Raw genomic sequence first — 20,851 nt, forward strand, 5'->3', positions numbered from 1 at the left:
ACTCATTACTCGTCATTTGATGATTCTGCATTGTAATCAGGATGTTCATCATTGACTTCTAGTACTTCCATCTTTTGTGGTTGCCAACCTTCTTCTTCAATCCAATCTAAATAGACGCGATACACATCATCTTGGGCACCATCTGTCACTGTACCTATAACATGATTAGCCATACCGCCACTTTCTAAGCGCCAAAAAATGATATCGTCTTCGGCTAATCCTGTCGCATACTCGATCGCATCTTCCATTTCTTTACGATCTTGTGTTCCTTCAGAGAATTCAGAGTTATGAGGTTCTTCTTGTTCCGTTCCAATAGGCTCCCAATCGCGTTCGATTACACGAATTACATTGTCTTTATCCGACTCTGTTACGGTTTCTTCTGTCGGTTCATCAGGGTTACTTGTGTCGTCTGATTGACTTTCGTCCGAGTTGGCCTCGTCTTCACTGCCTTCTTCATCAGATTGTGAATCATCGTTAGCGTCGGTTTCATCTGTTGATTCATCCGCACCCGATGATGCTTGATTATCATCGCTGTCAGCGTTTTCAGATTCGCCTGCATCACCCTCATCTTCTGATGATTCATTGTTTCCATTGTCTGATGATTCTGCCGCTGGTTCATCTTGTTGCTGATCAGCTGTATCATCATTGCCACCAAACAACCAAAAACCGACTAATACAATAATTAAAAGAACGACTAACCAAATTAATGAATTCATTAACTTTGTGTTTTTACGACGTTTCTCAAAACGTTCAGAACGACTATCATGTTCCATTGCTCGGCCTCCTTATACGCAACTATTATGTTAAACAGTCCTACACGGTTGTGTAGGACTTTAATTGATAGTTATTTGACTTCTTTAATTTTAACTTCGAATTCGCCACCAGGTGTTTGGACCATCACTTGATCGCCAATTTTTTTACCGAGTAAGCTTTGCGCCATCGGTGAATCATTGGAAATACGACCTTCAAATGGATCCGCTTCGGCACTACCAACGATTTGATATTCTTCTTCATCACCATCAGGTAACTCTTCAAATATAACCGTTTTACCTAATTGGACAATTTCATTATTATCATCATCATTTTCAATAATAACAGCATAACGAATCATATTTTCAATTTGTGAAATGCGCGCTTCAACAAAAGCTTGTTCATCTTTAGCAGCATCATACTCAGAGTTCTCTGATAAGTCACCAAAGTCACGTGCAATCTTTATACGTTCAACCACTTCTGGTCGTCTTACGGTCTTTAACTCTTCTAATTCTTCTTCTAATTTGCGTTTTCCGTCTTCTGTCATGTAATAGCTTTGTTCTTCAGCCATGTTTGGACACTCCTTCTCATTCATATATCTACATTAGCGCTAATATTAATGGTTATATTTGTTTTTTGTCAATAATACTTTTGATTTTTGTTGATAATAAATCAATTGCGACGTGATTTTCGCCACCTTCAGGTATGATAATATCCGCATACCGTTTCGCCGGTTCAACGAATTGTAAATGCATCGGTCGAACGACATTCATATATTGATTCATGACCGATTCTAATGTTCGGCCGCGTTCTTTAATGTCACGCATCATGCGTCGAATAATACGAATATCAGCGTCTGTATCAACAAAGACTTTAATATCCATAATATCTCGAAGACGAGCATCCTCTAATACGAGAATACCTTCTAAAATGATCACTTCTTGTGGCTCAGTGTGGATCGTTTCATCTGAACGCGTGTGTAATTCGTAATTATACACCGGTTTTTCGACCGATTCACGGCGAGATAATCGATTGAGATGGTCAATTAATAAATCATTATCAAATGCTAATGGATGATCATAATTGGTATTTAATCGCTCTTCAAATGGTATATGTGATTGATCTTTATAATATGAATCTTGTTCTAACATTAGAATCGATGTATTTTGAAATTGTTCACAAATGGTTCTAGTTACAGTCGTCTTACCTGAACCAGTACCACCTGCAACCCCTATTATTATCGGCTTATCGTTCAAGGCCTGTTGCTCCCTTCTTCACTCACTATCTGTTTGACTGTTTTTAACCGCTATCGCCACACCATCACCTGATTCAACGATCGTCGTCGTGTAATCGCTATGGTTCGATAACCACTGATTAAACTGATTAATTTTTTCACCTATATTAACAAACCGCTCATTGTCTTGTACCTCTTTAGCAACATACCCCTTAAATAAAACGTTGTCAACCACAATGAGACCACCTTCTGCTACAAATGGATCAATCTTTTCTACAAAGGCTTGATACTGCCCTTTTGCCGCATCAACAAACACTAGGTCATACGTTTGACTATCAGAAGATAACTCGTCCAACCAAACATTCGCATCGTGATGAATCACTTGAATCCGATCGTGTAATTGGGCTTCATGAATAAAATGTGTAGCCTCTTGAAAACGATTGTCGTCACGTTCGATTGTCGTAATAGACGCATGTTTAGTTGCTAGCGCCATTTGAATCGCCGAATACCCAATGGCTGTTCCGATCTCTAGTATATGTTGTGGTTGGTGTAAACGCACTAACTGTTGAAGTAATCCTATGCCATCACGTTCCATAATAGGTACGTGATGATTGTCGGCATACTGCTCCATTTTATCTAACAACGGGTGTTGTTCAGGTTGTAATGAACGGATATAATGCTTTGTTTTAGACATGTTACTTTCACGCGTCCTTCCATTGCCATAAGCAACGACGTTATTTTACCACAAGCTGAAGCTATTTGTCTTATGATGAACTTCAATGTGATGAATTTAGACAAAAATAGAGGAATGCGATATGACATCGCACTCCTAACAATGATGATTAATCATTTGATGGTCGATACTGATCAATATTTTGATTATGTTCTTCTAAAGTTTCAGCGAAATGAACATCCCCATCGTCACCATGTAAGAAGTATTTATAATTATGGTATTCTGGGTTAACAGCTGCTTCTAATGCACTTTCATGGTAGTTAGATATAGGCCCTGGTGGCAACCCTAGATTTTGATACGTATTGTACGGATGATCAATTTCTAAGTCTTCATATAAAACCCGTTCTTGATGTTCCCCTTTCGCATAGAGAACAGTTGGGTCTGTTTGTAACGGCATTTCTTGCTCACCTTCATCAGGGTTTATTCGATTATAAAAGACACCTGAGATCATAGGGCGACTTTCTTGTTCTGATGCTTCATTTTCAATTAGTGAGGCCATCGTCAATGCTTCGTGAATCGATAAATTACGACTATCAATTTGATCGATATATTGGAACACTTGGTTTTGCGTTTCGTCCAACATCATTGTAACAACTTGTTCAACGGTCGGATCTTCTTCATAAAAAGGATACGTTAATGCATTTAAGTACCCTTCTAATGGATAACGAACTTCCTCAGCGAGAATATCATCTGACAATAGTTCAGGATACTGCTCCATCATTGACTGAATAAATGCTTCGTCATTCATTTTATCCATAAATTCTTGTTCATTGATCGACGTTTCCTCTGCAAAGATGCCGGCGATTTCTTCAATGGTTGTCCCTTCTGGAATCGTGACTCTAAAGATTGGATCAACCATAATGACACCTGTTTTTAATGTTTCAATAATTTCATCCATCGTTAAGCTTTTAGACATTTGATAGTCACCAGCTTGAAAACCTGTTTCATTTTTGAATGTGACGTAGTAGTCAAAAATGGTGGCATTACTGATAATATCTTTTTCTTCTAAAATACTAGCAATATCTTCGACGCTTGATCCTAGTGGGATATTAACTTCGATGAGTTCATCATTATCTGGGTCAACAGGGCTTAAACCTTCTTCAATATAGTTGTATAAGAAGTAGCCACCGATGGTAAATAAAATCACTAACACTAAAATGACAATCAAAATAACTTTACGAGCCATACTTGCTTCTTTGACACGTCTTGCTTTTATATTTTCTGTTTCATTGGAAGATGACAAATAACTTCCCCCTATCATTCTTAATACCAAATAAAGTATAAAATAAAACACGACATTTTTCTATCTTTGTTGTTAAATTGTTGATAAATATTTTTGGGAAACATAAAAGAGACCATGTGATATCACATGGTCCACTTAACTTATTCTGTTTCTTCATCTGACTCAGAAAATGTCGCGAGCATTTCTTCTACGATTTGCCATTCTTCTTCGGTTTCAATTTGAAAGAGGGTTAAATCGTCTGAGTCACCTTCTGCTTCTTCGTAACGAAACGCAAATACTTCGACTTCTTCCTCTTCTTCTTGTTCAGCAGGTACAGCAACCAAATATGATTGCTCTGTGTGATCTACATCAAACGTGAACAGCACATCAAATAAATGTTCTTCTCCTGACTCATCAGGAATAATAATACGTTCTTTCTCCTGCATAGGGGTCCACTCCTTTTTAACGGTTAGCGTCAAGATAACTTTGTAAAATCATGACGGCTGCCATTTTATCAATGACTTGCTTTCGTTTCTGTCGGCTCATATCAGCATCTAATAAAACCCGTTCAGCTGCCATTGTTGTTAACCGTTCATCCCATAACACGACGGGTAATTCATATGTTTCTTCTAAGTACGACGCGAACTCTTGACTAACTTCACCTCGTTCACCAACAGACCCATTCATGTTCTTAGGAAAACCGACTACAATTTTACTAATCTCATGCTCTTGGATGATACGACTCATTTTGTCTTTGACTGACTCATAGTTATCTTCATTCCATTTAAGCGTTTCTATACCTTGAGCAGTAAAATGTAATGCATCTGATACGGCAATACCGATCGTTTTTTCACCTACATCTAGTCCTAAAACTTTCATGTGTTATCCTCAAGTATCTTTCGTTGTTTTTAAGTAATTTTTCACAACTTCTTCGATAATTTCATCGCGTTCGAGTAGTGACATTAAATTACGGGCGTCATTGTGACGAGGGATATAAGCTGGATCACCCGATAATAAATAACCAACGATTTGATTAATCGGATTATATCCTTTCTCTTCAAGTGATTGATAAACTTGATGCAATGTTTCGTTCACTTGTTTGGCCTGTGAGTCATCAGAAAACTGATACTGCATTGTGTGATCATTTGACATATACAATCCCCCTCAAACGACTTTAACTTCATTATATACTGAAATGCTACGAAGATAAAACCGTTTTGACATATTCTTTTGCTACAGCCAGTGCATCGTCGATTTTTTCGGGTTGTTTACCGCCTGCTTGTGCCATATCTGGACGGCCACCACCGCCGCCACCACACTGTGTAGCTGCTTCTTTAATCAGATTGCCTGCATGGAAACCACGGTCAATTAAATCTTGAGACACACCTGAAGCCAATTGGACTTTACCGTCGTTTTCCATCGCTAATAAAATGATGCCAGAATTTAATTGTTGTTTCAAATCATCAACCATATTGCGTAACGCATTCATATCACTAACGTCCACTTTTTCTGCTAATAACGAAACATCATCAATGGTTTCGACTTGATCTAAAATATTAGCTGACTCAACATTCGCAAGTTTTTGGGTAAGCGATTCATTTTCTCGTTGTAAATCTTTTATTTCTTGGTATAAAGCATCAATACGCTGTGGCACTTGCTCTGTTTTTGTTTTCAATTTTGACGCTGCTTCACTTAATAACTGCTCACGGCCTTCGTAATATGCGTAAGCACCTTGGCCTGTAGTCGCCTCAATACGACGTGTGCCAGCACCAATACCAGTTTCTTGCGTAATCTTAAATAGGCCGATTTCCGCTGTATTATTAACGTGGCACCCGCCACATAATTCAATACTATAATCATCCACGAATACAACACGTACTTCTTCGCCATATTTCGCATCGAATAAGGCCATAGCTCCCATCTCTTTAGCTTCCTCTAACGTGTGATGAGAGATAGCTACATTGATGGATTGCCACACTTTTTCGTTTACAATACGCTCGATTTCTTTTAATTGTTCTTCTGATACGGCGTTAAAATGAGTGAAGTCAAAACGTAAACGATCTGGGGCCACTAGTGAACCTGCTTGGTTAACGTGATCACCTAAAACATCTTTAAGCGCTTGATGCAGTAAGTGTGTGGCTGTGTGGTTTTTAACTGTTTGCTTACGGTCATATTCGTTGACTTCCGCTTCGACTGATTGTTGAAGCGTTAGTGTACCTTCTGTCACGTCGATCTGATGCAAGTTTTGCCCGTTTGGCCCTTTTTGCACATCTTTAACATGCGCAACACCTGTTTCTGATTTGATTACACCTTTGTCAGCTATCTGTCCACCACTTTCTGCATAGAAAGGTGTATCAGCTAATACAATCGTCGCTTCATCACCAGCTTGAAGGTTCGAAGTCATGGCTTGATCTTTAACAATTGTTGACAGTGTCGTTGTCGTCGTTAATTGGTCATAACCAATAAATTGACTGTCTACATCAATTTGCTGTAACACTTCATCTTGTACTTGCATTGAGTCCACTTTTTGGCGTGCTTCACGCGCTCTTTCACGTTGTTTAGACATCTCTCGTTCAAAACCTACTTCATCAATCGTGAAGCCCTCAGCCTGAACATATTCTTCAGTTAATTCTTTCGGGAAGCCGTACGTATCATATAACGTAAATACTTCTTCACCTGGAAAAACATTGCTCTGTTTCGCTTTTTCAGCTTGCATCACTTTTTCTAAAATCGCTAAGCCTTCTTGCAATGTTTCATGGAAACGTTCTTCTTCTTTTTTCACCACTTCTTGAATGAAATCTTTTTTATTATGAACTTCTGGATAGAAGTCATACATAATCGTTGCGACTTGATCCACTAATCGATACATAAACGGTTCATTTAAATTCAAGTCCTTCGCAAAACGAATAGCACGGCGTAATAAACGACGTAGGACATAACCACGACCTTCGTTTGATGGAAGTGCTCCGTCTCCGATTGCGAATGCTACTGTACGCACGTGGTCAGCGATAACTTTGAACGCTGTGTCTTGTCGTTCGTTGTCATGATATTGGACACCCGACAGTTGCTCTGTTCGTTCGATAATCGGTTTGAATAAATCCGTTTCAAAGTTTGTTCGTGTATCTTGGATGACAGAAACGATTCGTTCTAATCCCATCCCCGTATCAATATTTTTCTTCGGTAATGGGGTATAAGTATCATCAGGGTTATGGTTAAATTGTGAAAAGACGAGATTCCAAATTTCTAAGTAACGTTCATTTTCGCCACCTGGGTATAGTTCAGGATCTTTCGGGTCATTTCCATATGCTTCACCACGGTCGTAGAAAATCTCTGTGTTCGGTCCACTTGGGCCTTCACCAATATCCCAAAAGTTTTCCTCAATACGTATGATACGCTCAGTCGGTAAGCCGACTTGGTCTTTCCAAATATGATACGCTTCATCATCTTCTGGGTGCACAGTGACTGATAAACGTTCAGCGTCAAATCCAATCCAGTCATCACTTGTTAAGAATTCCCACGCCCATTCAATCGCTTTTTCTTTAAAATAATCACCGATTGAAAAATTACCGAGCATTTCAAAAAACGTGTGGTGACGAGCCGTAAAGCCGACATTTTCGATATCGTTTGTTCGAATCGATTTTTGTGCATTGACAATACGTGGATTGTCCGGAATGATTCGTCCGTCAAAATATTTTTTAAGCGTGGCCACCCCACTGTTAATCCATAGAAGGGTTGGATCTTCTTGTGGCACGAGTGATCGGCTTGGTTCTACACCATGGCCTTTTTCTTTAAAAAAGTCTAAAAACATTTGTCTCACTTCATGCGATTGCAATTGTGTCATCTTTATTCCTCCTGTATCGTTTATTTAAATGTCATTTAAAATTAGGCTTTGTTAAAGTCTGTTGTTGAATTGTGATCCGCTTTTGGTGGACGCTTTCCGACGACCCGGATGGTCTAGTGTCGACGTTGGCCACAAAAGCGGATTTCATAAGCTTCCTTGACTAATTCTGCGCCGAGTACTCGCAGGCGCAGGACGTACTTCGACACGATGTCGTGACGTCCACGTTGCAAACAGGACGTTTGCGTTCTTAGTGGACGTTCCTCCGTGTATCGAGCTGGAGTCGCCACCTCCGCTTCTCACAATTCAACAACTCAATGCTAATTCATTTGAAAATCAAGACTAAACATTAACAGAGCCTAAAATAAAAAACCGTCCCTACACTTCAATGTGTAGGGACGGTTTTTCCGCGGTACCACCCTAATTATAGGCAAATGCCTATCGACTTAAGCACAGTAACGTTGTGACGACGTCGGGGGTTAACCGCTCTCCAGATTAGCGTTCAGTGACACTTATCTTAGGGTTTTTTCCAGCTAATAAAACCCCTCTCTGTAAGTAGTTTGTCACTTACTCGATCCTTCATTGATTTATATACGTATTATATTCAATCGTTATTATAGAGAACCCCGGTCGTTATGTCAACTTATATCATTATGTAGGCCAGCTACCCAAAATCGATAGCTAGCCATTAATACTGATTAACGAAAACGTTTCATCAACTTCCGACTTGACCGACGGAGCTGTTTCATCGTTTTGTTTTTACGAAAGCGTTTATTATTTCGTAAGGCATATACGATTGCAGCTCCAATGACTCCAGTCGACATAGCACGCCCCAAATCATCACCAACCTTATCATTAAAAGCTGTGTCATACCGAACGGTACAACCATTCTTAGCTTTTACTTAAGACATAAAATCATAAGGCGAAAATTCTTCCTGCTCATCAACTTCAGCGTTTTCAAGATTTTGTTCGGCTGACTGGGGAACTTGTTCAACATTATGCCCTAAAAACGCTTGAATACGCGACACTAAAGTGGTTCGTCTTTCATATGCATCGCCTTTTTGTAGCCCTTCGAGAAAAATATCGTAGTCACCACAAATAATTAAGGATGCCTTGCCTCTTGTCACTGCTGTATAAATTAAGTTTTTAACGAGCATTCGTTTGAATGGCCTAACAATTGGCATAATGACAATCGGGAATTCGCTTCCTTGTGATTTATGAATCGATATGGCATAAGCTAACATGATTTGGTTTAAATCTTGGCGCGTATAGGACACTTCAAGCCCTTCGAAATTAATGATCAGTTCATCTTTATTGGAATCAGCTTCTTTTGCGTCTTTAACGGCAACTATTTCACCAATATCTCCGTTGAATACATCTTTTTCTGGTTGATTGACGAGTTGGATCACTTTATCGCCTGTACGATAAACCGACTGGAAATGCAACAATTCACGTTTTGATTCTTCTTTCGGGTTAAAAATTTGCTGTAAAGAGTCATTCAACTCATGAATACCGACTTTCGTTTTGTACATGGGCGCTAACACTTGTATATCTCGCATCGAGTAGCCTTTTTCAAGTGCTTTCGTGACAATCTTTTCAATCGTGTCAACTGCATAATCACTCGAGGTGTCAATAAAATTAAAATCGGCTTTTTTTCCAACGGATTGTTCAGGTAATTGATCGTGTTTGATGTCATGAGCCAATTTAATGATATAGGAATCATTTTTTTGCCGGTAAATATCTTGTAATCGACAAACGGGTATGGATTGTGATGCTAAAAGGTCTGCTAATACTTGTCCTGGGCCAACGGATGGTAACTGGTCCTCATCACCGACAAAAATGACTTTCATATCAGCAGGAACAGCTTTAAGCAATCGGTTCGCTAACCAAATATCAACCATCGAAAACTCATCAACAATCATAACTTTCCCGCTTAATTGATTACTCGCATTATATTCAAACTCTTCTTCACCTGACCAGCCGAGTAAACTGTGAATGGTTTTCGCTTTAATCCCTGTTGATTCAGTCAAACGTTTCGCCGCACGTCCCGTTGGTGCTGCCAAAATATAATCGCTTTGCTTTTTTTGTTCTTTCTTTTGAAACAATGCTTCATAACAATGGAGAATGCCTTTAACAACAGTCGTTTTACCCGTGCCGGGTCCACCTGTTAATAACATCACTTTTTCATTTAACGCTTTTTTGACCGCTTCATATTGTTCTTCACCATAGGCGATACCTTCTTGTTCCTCGACGTCACCAATTGCCGCCATTAATTCACTCTCATCAAACGTTAAGTCTTCATTCGTTTCTAATAGACGCGTTAGCTGTGAGGCAACTCCTTCTTCTGCAAAATAAAGCTGAGGTAAATAAATACGGTCTGCTTCCATTACAATTAATTCGTCATCCACTAATTGATTTAAATAGTCATGAAGTGACTGTTTTGTTTCTTCAGTTTGTCCACGAAACAACAATTCATTTAATCGTGTGACTAACGAAGGTAATTCAACATACACGTGCCCATTCGTTGATTCTTCATCTAAAACATGCAAAATACCAGCTTGGACTCGCGTCGGGTGGTTATCTTCAATCCCGATGGTTTTAGCGATCTCATCGGCTCTTTGGAATCCGAAACCATCAACATAAAACACAAAATCATACGGATTATCTTGTAGTTGTTTTATCGTGTTTTCAGCGTAAACATCGTACAATTTTTGAGCTAGTTGTAGGCCGACACCATATTTCGCTAATTCAACTGTCACTTGTTCAAAACCTTGGTGCAACCTTAAATCCGCGATAAATTGCTTTTTAGTTTCAGCTTTTAGCCCTACGACTTCATCTAATTTCGATTCGTCACGTAATATGTCATCCACGGCATTAAGACCGAGCGTATCGACAATCTTCGACGCTGTTTTTTCACCGATGCCATAAAATAAATCACTTGCTAAATATTTTACTAAACTATCTTCGGTCTTTGGGAGCTCCTTTTCATATGTAAAGACATTCAGTTGATCACCAAATTTTGGGTGATTCTGCATTTGACCGTAAAATATGTAATCATTACCATGAGTTAAGGCTGGAAAATGGCCTTTAACAACTAAATCTTTTTCATCGATATCTATGTCTGTTTCCACAACAGAAATAGACGCAATCGAAAATTGCGTCTGTTGGTTTTGGAAAATCATTTGATTTAGCTGTCCTTTTGCATAATAGTGTTCCGCCATTACAGCTCGCTCCCTTAAGCGTCATCTTCGTTTAATAACTGTTCCACCTGTTTTTTGCCATGACTAGCTAGCACATGGTCAGGGTGTACCTCTAGCGCATGGTCAAATTGTTTAAGTGCCGCTTCAGGTTCCTCACGGTGTAACAAACATACAGCTTTATTATAATAAGCATCACTATGGTTTGCATCTAATGATATGACGATATCCATTTGCTTCTCCGCTTCATCAATCATACCCGAATAGGCTAACGTTAATCCATACTGAAACTGAATGTCGACATCATCATGACTTAACTCACTTGCCCGTTGCATATAAGGTAAAGCTAGTTTTGGTTGATCCTGACTAAGAAGTGACATACCTAGCATAAAGTAAACGTCTTCATCAGATAACCCTTGTTTGATCGCTTCTTGAAACTGTTCTGTTGCATCAGCAAATTGTTCTTGTTCGTAAAATAAGCTTCCTAAACCATAATGAGCAGCCGGTAATTCAGATTCTAATGATAACGCTTTTCGATAAAAACGCTCTGCCGATTCGAATTCTTGTAAATGAACAAGCAAATTAGCGAAATTAATGAAGCCTACTGGATCTTCAGGATTAGCTTCAATATAATCATTAAACGCTTGTGCCGCCTCTTCAAATTGATGATTTTGCATATAGTCAATGCCTTTTTGTAACTCACTCATAATTGTATCCCTTTCTTTCTTTATGTAACGTCAAAAAAGTCACCACGCGTCTTATGCAGTGCTGACTTTTTTGATTACCTTTAAGCTAAATGCGCTAACGGCTCCTCATGACGATAAGCTTCTTCGATTGTACCGCCACCAAGGCACAGGTCATCATCGTAAAATACAACAGCTTGTCCCGGCGTGATAGCACGTTCAGGCTCATCAAATTTCACTTGCACGGTCCCATCAGCGTTCGGATAAACGGTCACGCCACTATCTTGTTGACGGTAACGAAATTTCGCCGTACACGTGAACGGTTCTGATAAATCTTGATCTACTAACCAGTTCACATCCACTGCTAATAAGGCATCGGAATATAACGCGTCATGATGAAAACCTTGACCGACATATAAAACATTATCGTCCAGATTTTTACCAACAACAAACCACGGGTCGCCTGCACCGCCAATACCTAATCCTTGACGTTGACCGATCGTATAATACATTAAACCGTCGTGTTCACCTTTTACTTCACCCGATAACGTTTGCATTTGACCAGGTTGAGCCGGTAAATATTCACTTAAGAAATCTTTGAAGTTTCGTTCACCAATGAAGCATATACCGGTACTATCTTTTTTCGTCGCTGTCGCTAAATCATGCTCTTTCGCAATGTCGCGTACTTCTTGTTTATCCAATTCGCCAAGTGGAAACATAATTTTAGGTAAAATGTCACTCGATATTTGGTTTAAGAAATACGTTTGGTCTTTGTTACGATCGACACCACGTAGCATTTCCACCTGTCCATCTCGTTCACGAACGCGAGCATAATGCCCTGTTGCTAAATAATCCGCGCCTAGACCCATCGCATGGTCTAAAAACGCTTTGAATTTAATTTCTTTATTACACATGACATCAGGATTCGGTGTTCTGCCTGCTTGGTATTCGTCTAAGAAATATTGAAACACTTTGTCCCAATACTTCGATTCGAAATTGACCGAGTAATACGGTATATCGAGTTGATGACAAACACGTGCAACATCCTCATAATCTTCCGTTGCGGTACAAACGCCGAACTCATCTGTGTCATCCCAATTTTTCATAAAAATCCCGACGACGTCGTATCCTTGTTGTTTAAGCAACAACGCAGTTACAGATGAATCGACCCCGCCTGACATACCAACAACGACGCGCGTATTCGCATTATCTGACATTTAAGTCACCACCTTTTCTAATCGTTCTATTATCGGTTTTATTTTTTCAGCGACGATCTGCATATCGTCTTCTGTATTATCAATGCCGAAACTAAATCGAATTGAATTCGTTAAACGAGCATCCTTTTCACCGTACATCGCTTTTAATACGTGTGACGGATCAATCGAACCTGCTGTGCAAGCCGAACCAGATGACACAGCAATACCAGCTAAATCAAGATTCGTTAAAAACATTTCGACTTCGGTCTTAGGGAAGCTAAGGTTTATAATATTCGGCACTCTTTGAGTCAAATCACCGTTGACTGAAAACTCTATCCCTTGCTTTTCCAATTCTAATATTAATCTGTCTTGCAATGCTTGATAATGCTCGTGTCTCTTTTCACGATTGGCTTGTAACGTTTGAATCGCTTGATTGAAGCCAGCGATAGCCAATGTATTTTCTGTCCCCGGTCGCCACTTGCGTTCTTGTTCACCACCTAGTAATTGTTGCTCAAGGTGAATGTCATCACGTTTGTATAATAAGCCAACGCCTTTTGGGCCATAAATTTTATGACTCGAAGCAGTTAGTAAATCGACTCCAAGCTCAGTCACATCAATCGGCATGACGCCAAACATTTGCACAGCATCCGTATGAAAGACTGCCTGATGGTCGGTTAGCACGTCGCTAATCTCTTGAATCGGTTGAACGACACCTGTTTCGTTATTCACCGCCATAATTGTGACTAAAATCGTATCGTCTCGAAGGGCTGCTTGTACATCTTGTACACGCACTTGGCCTGATTGATCAACAGGCAAGTACGTCACTTCGAAACCAGCTGCTTCCAATTGTTCGCACGGATGTAAGACAGCATGGTGTTCAATCGTCGTCGTAATAATATGGTTTCCTTGAGCTCGATAAGCATGAGCTGTTCCGAAAATCGCTAAATTATTCGCTTCAGTGCCACCGCTTGTAAAAATAATCGAAGAAAACGGCGCATTCAACGCTTTAGCGGCTGTCGTTCTCGATTCGTCTAACAGTTTGCGGCCATCTCGTCCATATCGGTGAATGCTGGACGGGTTACCGAAGTGATGTTGCATCACGTCCGTCATTTTAGCTTGTACATCCGAATGAATGGGCGTTGTTGCCGCATGATCTAAATAAATCGGCTCCATGTTGTCACCTACTTTGAACTCTTAAATATAAAACATATGCTCTTCTTGATAAATATCATCATCGTATTCAGCTAAATCTTCGAGCGTGGTTTGTTCTAACACGTCTTTGACGGCATCGCGGATCCGTTTCCACAATTCGCGCTTTGCCGGTTCTTCATCTTCCATTTCTTCAACGGGACGAATTGGACCTTCTAACGTTCGAATGATATCAGCTGCCGTGATTTGCTTTGGTTCTCGCGTGAGTAAGTACCCACCTTTAGCTCCTCGAACACTTTTAACTAAACGTTCATTCCGTAACGGAGCAATCAGTTGCTCTAAATAATGTTCGGACAATCCGTAATCGGCTGCAATTGATTTTAAAGGTATCGGCTTATCACCGTATTGTTTAGCGAGCGCGATCATAATCGTTAATCCATAACGCCCTTTTGTAGAAATTTTCAACCGGAGTGCCTCCTATCATTCTCATCCATACTTATCTTTATTATAACACGGTCAATCATTGATTGCCGAAGTAGTCGCTTGAAAAACCAGATGATATTATATCATGTTTTAACGATTCATTGCATTTATTCTGATCGATTTTGCCGACCTTTTTCTTTTAAATGATTTAGTTTTTCATAAATTTGTGCGAGTCGTTTCTCTTCGCCAATTTCTTTCGGTTTATAATATGTCGCATCTTTCAACCGTTCTGGTAAATACTCTTGATACACCCAACCCCCTTGATAGTTGTGAGGGTATTTATAATCGATACCATGACCTAAATCTTGAGCACCTTGGTAATGAGTGTCTTTTAAGTGATCTGGAATATCATCAGTCATCCCTTTTTGGACATGAGTAATTGCTTGATCTAATGCTTTATAGGCTGTATTTGATTTCGGCGACAAACAAAGCTCAACCGTGACGACTGACAACGGAATGCGCCCTTCAGGTAATCCAAGTCGTTCAACGGATTGAATCGCTGGAAGCACTCGCGCCGTTAATGGCGGATTGGCTAACCCAATATCTTCATACGCAATGACTAATAAACGTCGTGTGATCGCTTCTAGATCGCCACCTTCTAACAGCCGTGCTAAATAATGCAGTGCCGCATTCACATCGCTACCGCGTATACTCTTTTGAAAACTGGACAACAAATTATAATAGATGTCACCTTTTTTATCGTGTGAAAACCCTTTGTTTTGAATACAATACTGGACAGTGTCATCTTGAACATGATAAACACCTTTATCGTCTTGATCAGAAGCAAATACGATGTCTTCGAGTAATGTTAAGGCTGTACGCGCATCGCCGGTCTGTGAAGCAATACGTTCTAATTGATCCTGTGATATCTCAATGGATAAATGACCTAACCCTTTGTCAGCGTCAGACAACGCATGATTCAGTAGTGTCATAATCGCATCACGCGTCAGTAATGACAATTGCTTAATTTGACCGCACCGCGATCGAATTGCATTATTCACACTGTGAAACGGGTTCTCCGTTGTCGCGCCAACAAGTGTGATCACACCTTCTTCAAGCGCTTTAAGCAAATAATCTTGTTGGCTTTTATTAAATCGGTGAATCTCATCGATAAAAAGAATGGCTCCACCGCTCATTTTTGATTTAGCAATAATCTCTTCAATATCTTTTTTGCTAGCTGTTGTCGCATTAATCGCATAAAAATCCTGATGGGTGGATCCTGCGATAGCAAATGCGAGTGATGTCTTGCCTGTGCCAGGCTCACCATACAAAATCATCGATGGAACATGATTTTGTTTAATCATTTTATATAATGGCGTATTAGGCCCGATGATATCATCTTGACCAATCACTTCTTCAATTTTTTCAGGGCGCATTCGATACGCTAATGGTTCATTCACTAACATAGCATAACTCCTTTAATTCGTACGCTAATCTTATTTTACACGATTGGCTAACATGTGACGAATATTATTTCCCTTTATGTATAAACCTTGCTCATTCTGTATATGATAGATATCGAAATCTATAATCACTAGTTAAATGATATAAATGAAAGGAACGATTCGTCTATGGTGAAAGTACGTCAAGATGCGTGGTCCCACGAAGATGATTTGTTGTTAGCCGAGACCGTACTACGTCACATTCGTGAAGGCAGTACACAACTCAATGCATTCGAAGAAGTCGGCGATGCTTTAAACCGAACAGCCGCCGCTTGTGGATTTAGATGGAATGCTGAAGTAAGGCAAAACTATGAAAAAGCAGTAGATTTAGCCAAACGACAACGGAAAGAACGTAAACGTGCCCAAAAACAATCGCAACCTGTTGCACAAGCTAAGCCTGAAGAACCGAACAATTTACCGGCAAAAATCGATACACCACAAATCGATGCGCCGGCAAATCCATCAATTGATCACATTATTCAGCAACTTCAATTGTTGAAGACAGCTTTTGATGAACAACAACATATTAATCAAGTCCAATCCGAAAATCATCAATTAAAAGAGGAAAACGATACGTTACGAAACGAATTACATCAACTTCAATCGCAATACGACAGTTTACAAGACGATTATCAAACTTTTATCGCTATTATGGATCGTGCTCGTAAAATGATGATTTTCGATGAAAGTGATACGGATTCGCCTACATTCCAAATGGAGAAGAATGGTAATTTACAACAAGTGGCGAAATAAAAGAAGAGAGGTTATTCCCTTTTTGGAAATAACCTCTCTTCTTTATGTAACAATCCCAATTGTGCCGTCTCTCCATTTTGTTTTGAACCCGCTCAAGGCAGGTGGGTGTCTTGTTCCATGTTTGTTGTAAGTCCTCGAAAGGCATTTACGCACCATGGAAACGTCAGACTCCCATTTTATATAAGTGTTCGGTCAAAACGTATGAGGAGTTAGACGTACACATTAGGATTGCTTCATTTGTTATTTTGTATTTAAATCATAGCATGAACCCGCTTACGTTTCAAGCCCAAAAATCGGCCAAAATGACAACAAAATTTTCCTTATTAAACGTCTTGTTGATCAGTTTTTGTCGACTTTAGATGCAATTCATCTAGTTGACGTTCATCGACGACATCAGGTGCTTTTGTTAGCAGATCTGATGCTGATGCTGTCTTCGGAAAGGCAATCGTATCGCGTAAGTTCGTTTTACCAGCTAATAGCATCACTAGACGGTCAAATCCTAACGCAATACCACCATGTGGTGGCGCGCCAAATTCTAATGCTTCTAATAAGAAACCGAATTGTTCTTCTGTTTCTTCTTGCGTAAAGCCTAATGCTTCGAACATCTTCTCTTGCATCTCTTTATTATAAATACGAAGAGAACCGCCACCTAGTTCGTACCCATTGAGCACAATATCGTAAGCTTTTGCTTTTACGTCTTGTGGATTGTCTTTTAAGTCGTCTAGACGATCAGTCTGTGGCATTGTAAATGGATGGTGAGCCGCATGATAACGACCATCATCCTCATCGTATTCGAAAAGTGGCCAATCGGTTACCCACAAGAAATTGAATAAGCTTTCATCAATAAGTCCTAATTCCTTGCCAAGTTTCTGGCGAAGGGCACCTAGACTGTCATAAACGACATCGGCTTGATCGGCTACGAATAGTAATAAATCATTTGATTCACCGTTTGTGGCCTCTAAAATGGCTTGGGCATCATCGCCGTCAAAGAACTTCGCAATTGGTCCGGATAACTCGCCTTGATCGACCTTCATCCACGCTAACCCTTTCGCACCATAGACAGCAACGAATTCGGTTAACTGATCAATATCTTTACGCGAAAACTGGTCGGCGAACCCTTTAACATTAATAGCACTCACTTTGCCGCCTGATTCAATTGCTTGTTTAAACACTTTGAATCCACTATCGGCAACAACGTCATTTAAATTGATTAATTCCATACCAAACCGTGTATCAGGCTTATCTGATCCGTAACGTTCCATCGCTTCATCATACGTTAAACGCGGGAATGGATATGGGACATCGACACCTTTAACGTCTTTTACGACTGACGCCAACATTTCCTCTGTCATGTTCATGATTTCCTCTTGAGACATAAACGATGTTTCAATATCAACTTGTGTAAATTCTGGCTGGCGGTCAGCACGTAAGTCTTCATCACGGAAACAACGCGTGATTTGATAATACTTTTCAAAACCTGACACCATAATTAACTGCTTAAAGATTTGTGGTGACTGTGGAAGTGCATAAAACTCACCTGGATGAACCCGGCTTGGGACTAAATAGTCACGCGCCCCTTCAGGTGTGCTCTTCGTTAAAATCGGTGTTTCCATTTCTAAAAAGTCTTGATGATTCAAGTAATGACGAATCGCTTGCGCTGTTTTGTGGCGCAACTTCAACGTTTCTTGCATCGTGTCACGACGTAAATCTAAATAACGGTATCTGAGACGCGTATCTTCATTTAAATCGTTCGCATCATCCACTTTAATCGGTAACGCTTTTGACGTATTCACTAAGGTCACATCTTCTACGACAACTTCCACTTCACCAGTCGTCATGTTCGAGTTAACTGTTTGTGCATCGCGCTTTTTAACCGTTCCTTGAATTTCAACGACAAATTCGCTCCGTAACGATTCAGCCGTTTCTAATGCTTCTTGATTAACATCAGGACTAAAAACGGTTTGAACGACTCCAGAACGGTCGCGCAAATCAATAAAAATCAAACCACCTAAGTCCCGTCGTTTTTGTACCCAACCTTTTAATAATATCGTTTGATCGACTAAACTTGTCGTCACATGTCCACAGTGTGTTCTTTCCATGATGTTCCTCCTTACATTCCTTGCTGTATTTCATTAGCAATTTGGTCAATTGCGACCGTTTTTTGTTCACCATCTGCTAAACGCTTGATCGTTGCGACACCTTGTTCCATCTCGGATTCACCGATGACAACAGCATATGTTGCTGCATAACGATCAGCAGCTTTAAATTGAGCTTTCATTTTCTTATCTAAATAGTCTTGGTCGACTTTGTAGCCCGCTTGTCGTAACTGATATACAAGTTGTGAACCAGCAAATTTCGCTTCATCACCCATCGTCACGACGTAGCAATCTAATTCATCATCGTTTTGAAGGTCGATACCTTCAGCATCTAATGCCATAATTAATCGTTCAATACTTAACGCAAAACCAATACCTGATGATTCAGGACCACCAATATCCTGTATAAGTCCGTTGTAACGGCCGCCACCAGATAATGTCGTGATCGAACCAAACCCTTCTGCTTCACTCATAATTTCAAACGCTGTATGCGTATAATAGTCCAACCCGCGCACTAACGTTTCATCGACCACATAATCGATCCCCATATAATCCAAATGCTTTTTCACGTCTTCGAAATACTGTGAAGAATAGTCGTTTAAATACTCCAAAATAGATGGAGCATCTTGCATCGACGGATGATCTTGATCGACTTTACAATCTAACAAGCGTAATGGATTTTGTTCTAAACGCATTTGGCAATCAGCGCAAAGTTCATCAGCGTGTGGCTTAAAATGATCGACAAGCGCTTGACGGTGAGCTTCACGACTTTCTTGATCACCTAAGCTATTGAGTACAAGCTTTAGCGAGCGTAAACCTAAGTCACGATAACTATCCATTGCTAAAGCAATGACTTCCGCATCAATTGCTGGGTCAGCACTACCAATCGCCTCAATACCGAATTGCGTAAATTGGCGTGTGCGGCCCTGTTGTGGTCGTTCATAACGGAACATTGGCCCTAAGTAATATAGTTTCGTCGGTTGTTCGGCGTTACCGTGCATTTTATGTTGAACGTAAGATCTGGCGACAGAAGCCGTTCCTTCGGGTCTTAACGTTAAGCTACGACCACCTCTATCTTGAAATGTGTACATTTCTTTTTGGACAATATCTGTTGTATCACCAACACCGCGTTGGAATAATTCCGTTCGTTCGAACATCGGTGTGCGAATTTCATGGTAATGATATCTATCAGCTAATTGTTTTAAAGTGTGTTCAATCACTTGCCACTTTTTCGTTTGCTCTGGTAATAAATCTTCAGTTCCTCTTGGAATATGAATGTTCATAACCATACCCTCCCTAACTATTTTATTGACATTAAAAAAGTCCCTATCAAATGGATATTTGATAGGGACGAGATATACCCGTGTTGCCACCCTGATTAAAGCATACTATGATATGCTCTCACTTCATTAACATAACGCTTTATCGCGATCACACTTACTGAACATTAACGTCTTTCAGCACGATACCTCCAGAATGTCTTTCATGAAATGGATTGAATAGGTTCGCTTCCAGCCACGGCAAACCCTCTCTGTCATTGTCGACATTTCACTACTCTTTCCTTCTTCGGTTTTTACGTATTCAAATGTTTTTACTATCATATCCATAAACGATACGACTGTCAAGTATATCATTCATTAGAATCTAAAATCAATGTGACAGGTCCGTCATTTAGTAACGATACATTCATATGCTCACCGAAAGCTCCAGTTTCAACTGGCACACCTGACTCACGAACGCGATCATTAAACTGTTCATATAATTTATTGGCATAATCAGGTTTTGCTGCTTCTATAAAACTCGGGCGTCTTCCTTTACGCGTGTCACCGTATAAGGTGAATTGCGAAATCGATAACACGTGTCCACCGACATCTTTAACTGATAAATTCAGTTTCCCCGCATCATCTTCAAAAATACGTAAATTCGTCACTTTATCAGCAATGTAATTGATATCTTTCTCTGTGTCATCATGTGTCACACCGAGTAACACAACTAACCCTTCTTGAATGGCTCCTGTCGTTTCACCATTCACTTCAACAGAACCATGGGCTGCACGTTGTACGACTGCTTTCATC

General features: G+C 40.0%; 19 protein-coding genes, 1 other RNA gene and 2 other annotated features. Of the genes, 1 reads left to right on the forward strand and 19 read right to left on the reverse strand.

What is annotated here, in order from left to right:
• Positions 1-5: 5 nt before the first annotated feature.
• From ABID56_RS02895 to ABID56_RS02965, 15 genes are all read right to left on the reverse strand, one after another.
• A complete protein-coding gene (locus ABID56_RS02895; protein ID WP_354219106.1) occupies positions 6-773 on the reverse strand; it encodes a YrrS family protein in 768 nt (255 codons plus the stop codon).
• Positions 774-844: 71 nt separating this feature from the next.
• Positions 845-1,321, reverse strand: coding sequence for a transcription elongation factor GreA (greA, locus tag ABID56_RS02900; protein WP_354219107.1), 477 nt, complete (start codon positions 1,319-1,321; stop codon positions 845-847).
• 52 nt (positions 1,322-1,373) lie between these two features.
• Complete coding sequence (gene udk / locus ABID56_RS02905; protein WP_354219109.1) at positions 1,374-2,006, reverse strand: uridine kinase; 633 nt, start codon at positions 2,004-2,006, stop codon at positions 1,374-1,376.
• An 18-nt stretch (positions 2,007-2,024) separates the two neighbouring features.
• Complete coding sequence (locus ABID56_RS02910; RefSeq protein WP_354219111.1) at positions 2,025-2,678, reverse strand: O-methyltransferase; 654 nt, start codon at positions 2,676-2,678, stop codon at positions 2,025-2,027.
• Positions 2,679-2,826: 148 nt separating this feature from the next.
• Positions 2,827-3,960 carry an endolytic transglycosylase MltG gene (gene mltG, locus ABID56_RS02915; protein WP_354219113.1) on the reverse strand — a complete coding sequence of 378 codons (1,134 nt, stop codon included), beginning with the start codon at positions 3,958-3,960 and terminating at the stop codon, positions 2,827-2,829.
• A 140-nt stretch (positions 3,961-4,100) separates the two neighbouring features.
• Entirely contained in the window at positions 4,101-4,385 is a 285-nt protein-coding gene (locus ABID56_RS02920) for a DUF1292 domain-containing protein (RefSeq protein WP_354219114.1), read from the reverse strand.
• A 16-nt stretch (positions 4,386-4,401) separates the two neighbouring features.
• Positions 4,402-4,818: a Holliday junction resolvase RuvX gene (gene ruvX, locus ABID56_RS02925; protein ID WP_354219115.1), complete on the reverse strand. Its 417-nt coding sequence runs from the start codon at positions 4,816-4,818 to the stop codon at positions 4,402-4,404.
• A gap of 9 nt (positions 4,819-4,827) precedes the next feature.
• The gene (locus ABID56_RS02930) at positions 4,828-5,091 is read right to left on the reverse strand and encodes an IreB family regulatory phosphoprotein (RefSeq protein ID WP_354219116.1); all 264 of its coding nucleotides are present in this window, start codon (positions 5,089-5,091) and stop codon (positions 4,828-4,830) included.
• Positions 5,092-5,137: 46 nt separating this feature from the next.
• Positions 5,138-7,780, reverse strand: a complete 2,643-nt coding sequence (gene alaS, locus ABID56_RS02935) for an alanine--tRNA ligase (protein WP_354219117.1) — start codon at positions 7,778-7,780, stop codon at positions 5,138-5,140.
• A 388-nt stretch (positions 7,781-8,168) separates the two neighbouring features.
• Positions 8,169-8,369, reverse strand: a binding site (T-box leader).
• A gap of 310 nt (positions 8,370-8,679) precedes the next feature.
• The gene (gene recD2 / locus ABID56_RS02940; protein ID WP_354219118.1) at positions 8,680-10,998 is read right to left on the reverse strand and encodes an SF1B family DNA helicase RecD2; all 2,319 of its coding nucleotides are present in this window, start codon (positions 10,996-10,998) and stop codon (positions 8,680-8,682) included.
• Positions 10,999-11,012: 14 nt separating this feature from the next.
• Positions 11,013-11,681 carry a tetratricopeptide repeat protein gene (locus tag ABID56_RS02945; RefSeq protein WP_354219119.1) on the reverse strand — a complete coding sequence of 223 codons (669 nt, stop codon included), beginning with the start codon at positions 11,679-11,681 and terminating at the stop codon, positions 11,013-11,015.
• 80 nt (positions 11,682-11,761) lie between these two features.
• Positions 11,762-12,874: a tRNA 2-thiouridine(34) synthase MnmA gene (gene mnmA / locus ABID56_RS02950; protein ID WP_354219120.1), complete on the reverse strand. Its 1,113-nt coding sequence runs from the start codon at positions 12,872-12,874 to the stop codon at positions 11,762-11,764.
• Entirely contained in the window at positions 12,875-14,026 is a 1,152-nt protein-coding gene (locus tag ABID56_RS02955; RefSeq protein WP_354219121.1) for a cysteine desulfurase family protein, read from the reverse strand. It lies immediately after the preceding gene.
• Between the two features lie 21 nt (positions 14,027-14,047).
• Positions 14,048-14,467 carry a cysteine metabolism transcriptional regulator CymR gene (cymR, locus tag ABID56_RS02960; RefSeq protein ID WP_354219122.1) on the reverse strand — a complete coding sequence of 140 codons (420 nt, stop codon included), beginning with the start codon at positions 14,465-14,467 and terminating at the stop codon, positions 14,048-14,050.
• Positions 14,468-14,592: 125 nt separating this feature from the next.
• Positions 14,593-15,891, reverse strand: a complete 1,299-nt coding sequence (locus ABID56_RS02965; RefSeq protein ID WP_354219124.1) for a replication-associated recombination protein A — start codon at positions 15,889-15,891, stop codon at positions 14,593-14,595.
• A gap of 165 nt (positions 15,892-16,056) precedes the next feature.
• Between ABID56_RS02965 and ABID56_RS02970 the strand changes: the two genes are divergently transcribed.
• Positions 16,057-16,680 (forward strand): RsfA family transcriptional regulator, encoded by a 624-nt coding sequence (locus ABID56_RS02970; protein WP_354219125.1) that lies wholly within the window; start codon positions 16,057-16,059, stop codon positions 16,678-16,680.
• 48 nt (positions 16,681-16,728) lie between these two features.
• On the opposite strand, the gene ssrS is transcribed toward ABID56_RS02970, so the two are convergent.
• The 4 genes from ssrS to dtd all read right to left on the reverse strand — a co-directional run bounded on the left by ssrS (position 16,729) and on the right by dtd (position 20,850).
• A non-coding RNA gene (gene ssrS / locus ABID56_RS02975) (6S RNA) lies at positions 16,729-16,912 on the reverse strand.
• 91 nt (positions 16,913-17,003) lie between these two features.
• Positions 17,004-18,779 carry an aspartate--tRNA ligase gene (gene aspS / locus ABID56_RS02980; RefSeq protein WP_354219126.1) on the reverse strand — a complete coding sequence of 592 codons (1,776 nt, stop codon included), beginning with the start codon at positions 18,777-18,779 and terminating at the stop codon, positions 17,004-17,006.
• An 11-nt stretch (positions 18,780-18,790) separates the two neighbouring features.
• Positions 18,791-20,059: a histidine--tRNA ligase gene (gene hisS, locus ABID56_RS02985; RefSeq protein WP_354219127.1), complete on the reverse strand. Its 1,269-nt coding sequence runs from the start codon at positions 20,057-20,059 to the stop codon at positions 18,791-18,793.
• A 60-nt stretch (positions 20,060-20,119) separates the two neighbouring features.
• Positions 20,120-20,352, reverse strand: a binding site (T-box leader).
• A gap of 54 nt (positions 20,353-20,406) precedes the next feature.
• Positions 20,407-20,850 (reverse strand): D-aminoacyl-tRNA deacylase, encoded by a 444-nt coding sequence (gene dtd / locus ABID56_RS02990; protein ID WP_354219128.1) that lies wholly within the window; start codon positions 20,848-20,850, stop codon positions 20,407-20,409.
• Position 20,851 lies beyond the last annotated feature (1 nt).

Source organism: Alkalibacillus flavidus, from assembly GCF_040545925.1.
GTDB classification, from domain to species: Bacteria; Bacillota; Bacilli; order Bacillales; family Alkalibacillaceae; genus Alkalibacillus; species Alkalibacillus flavidus.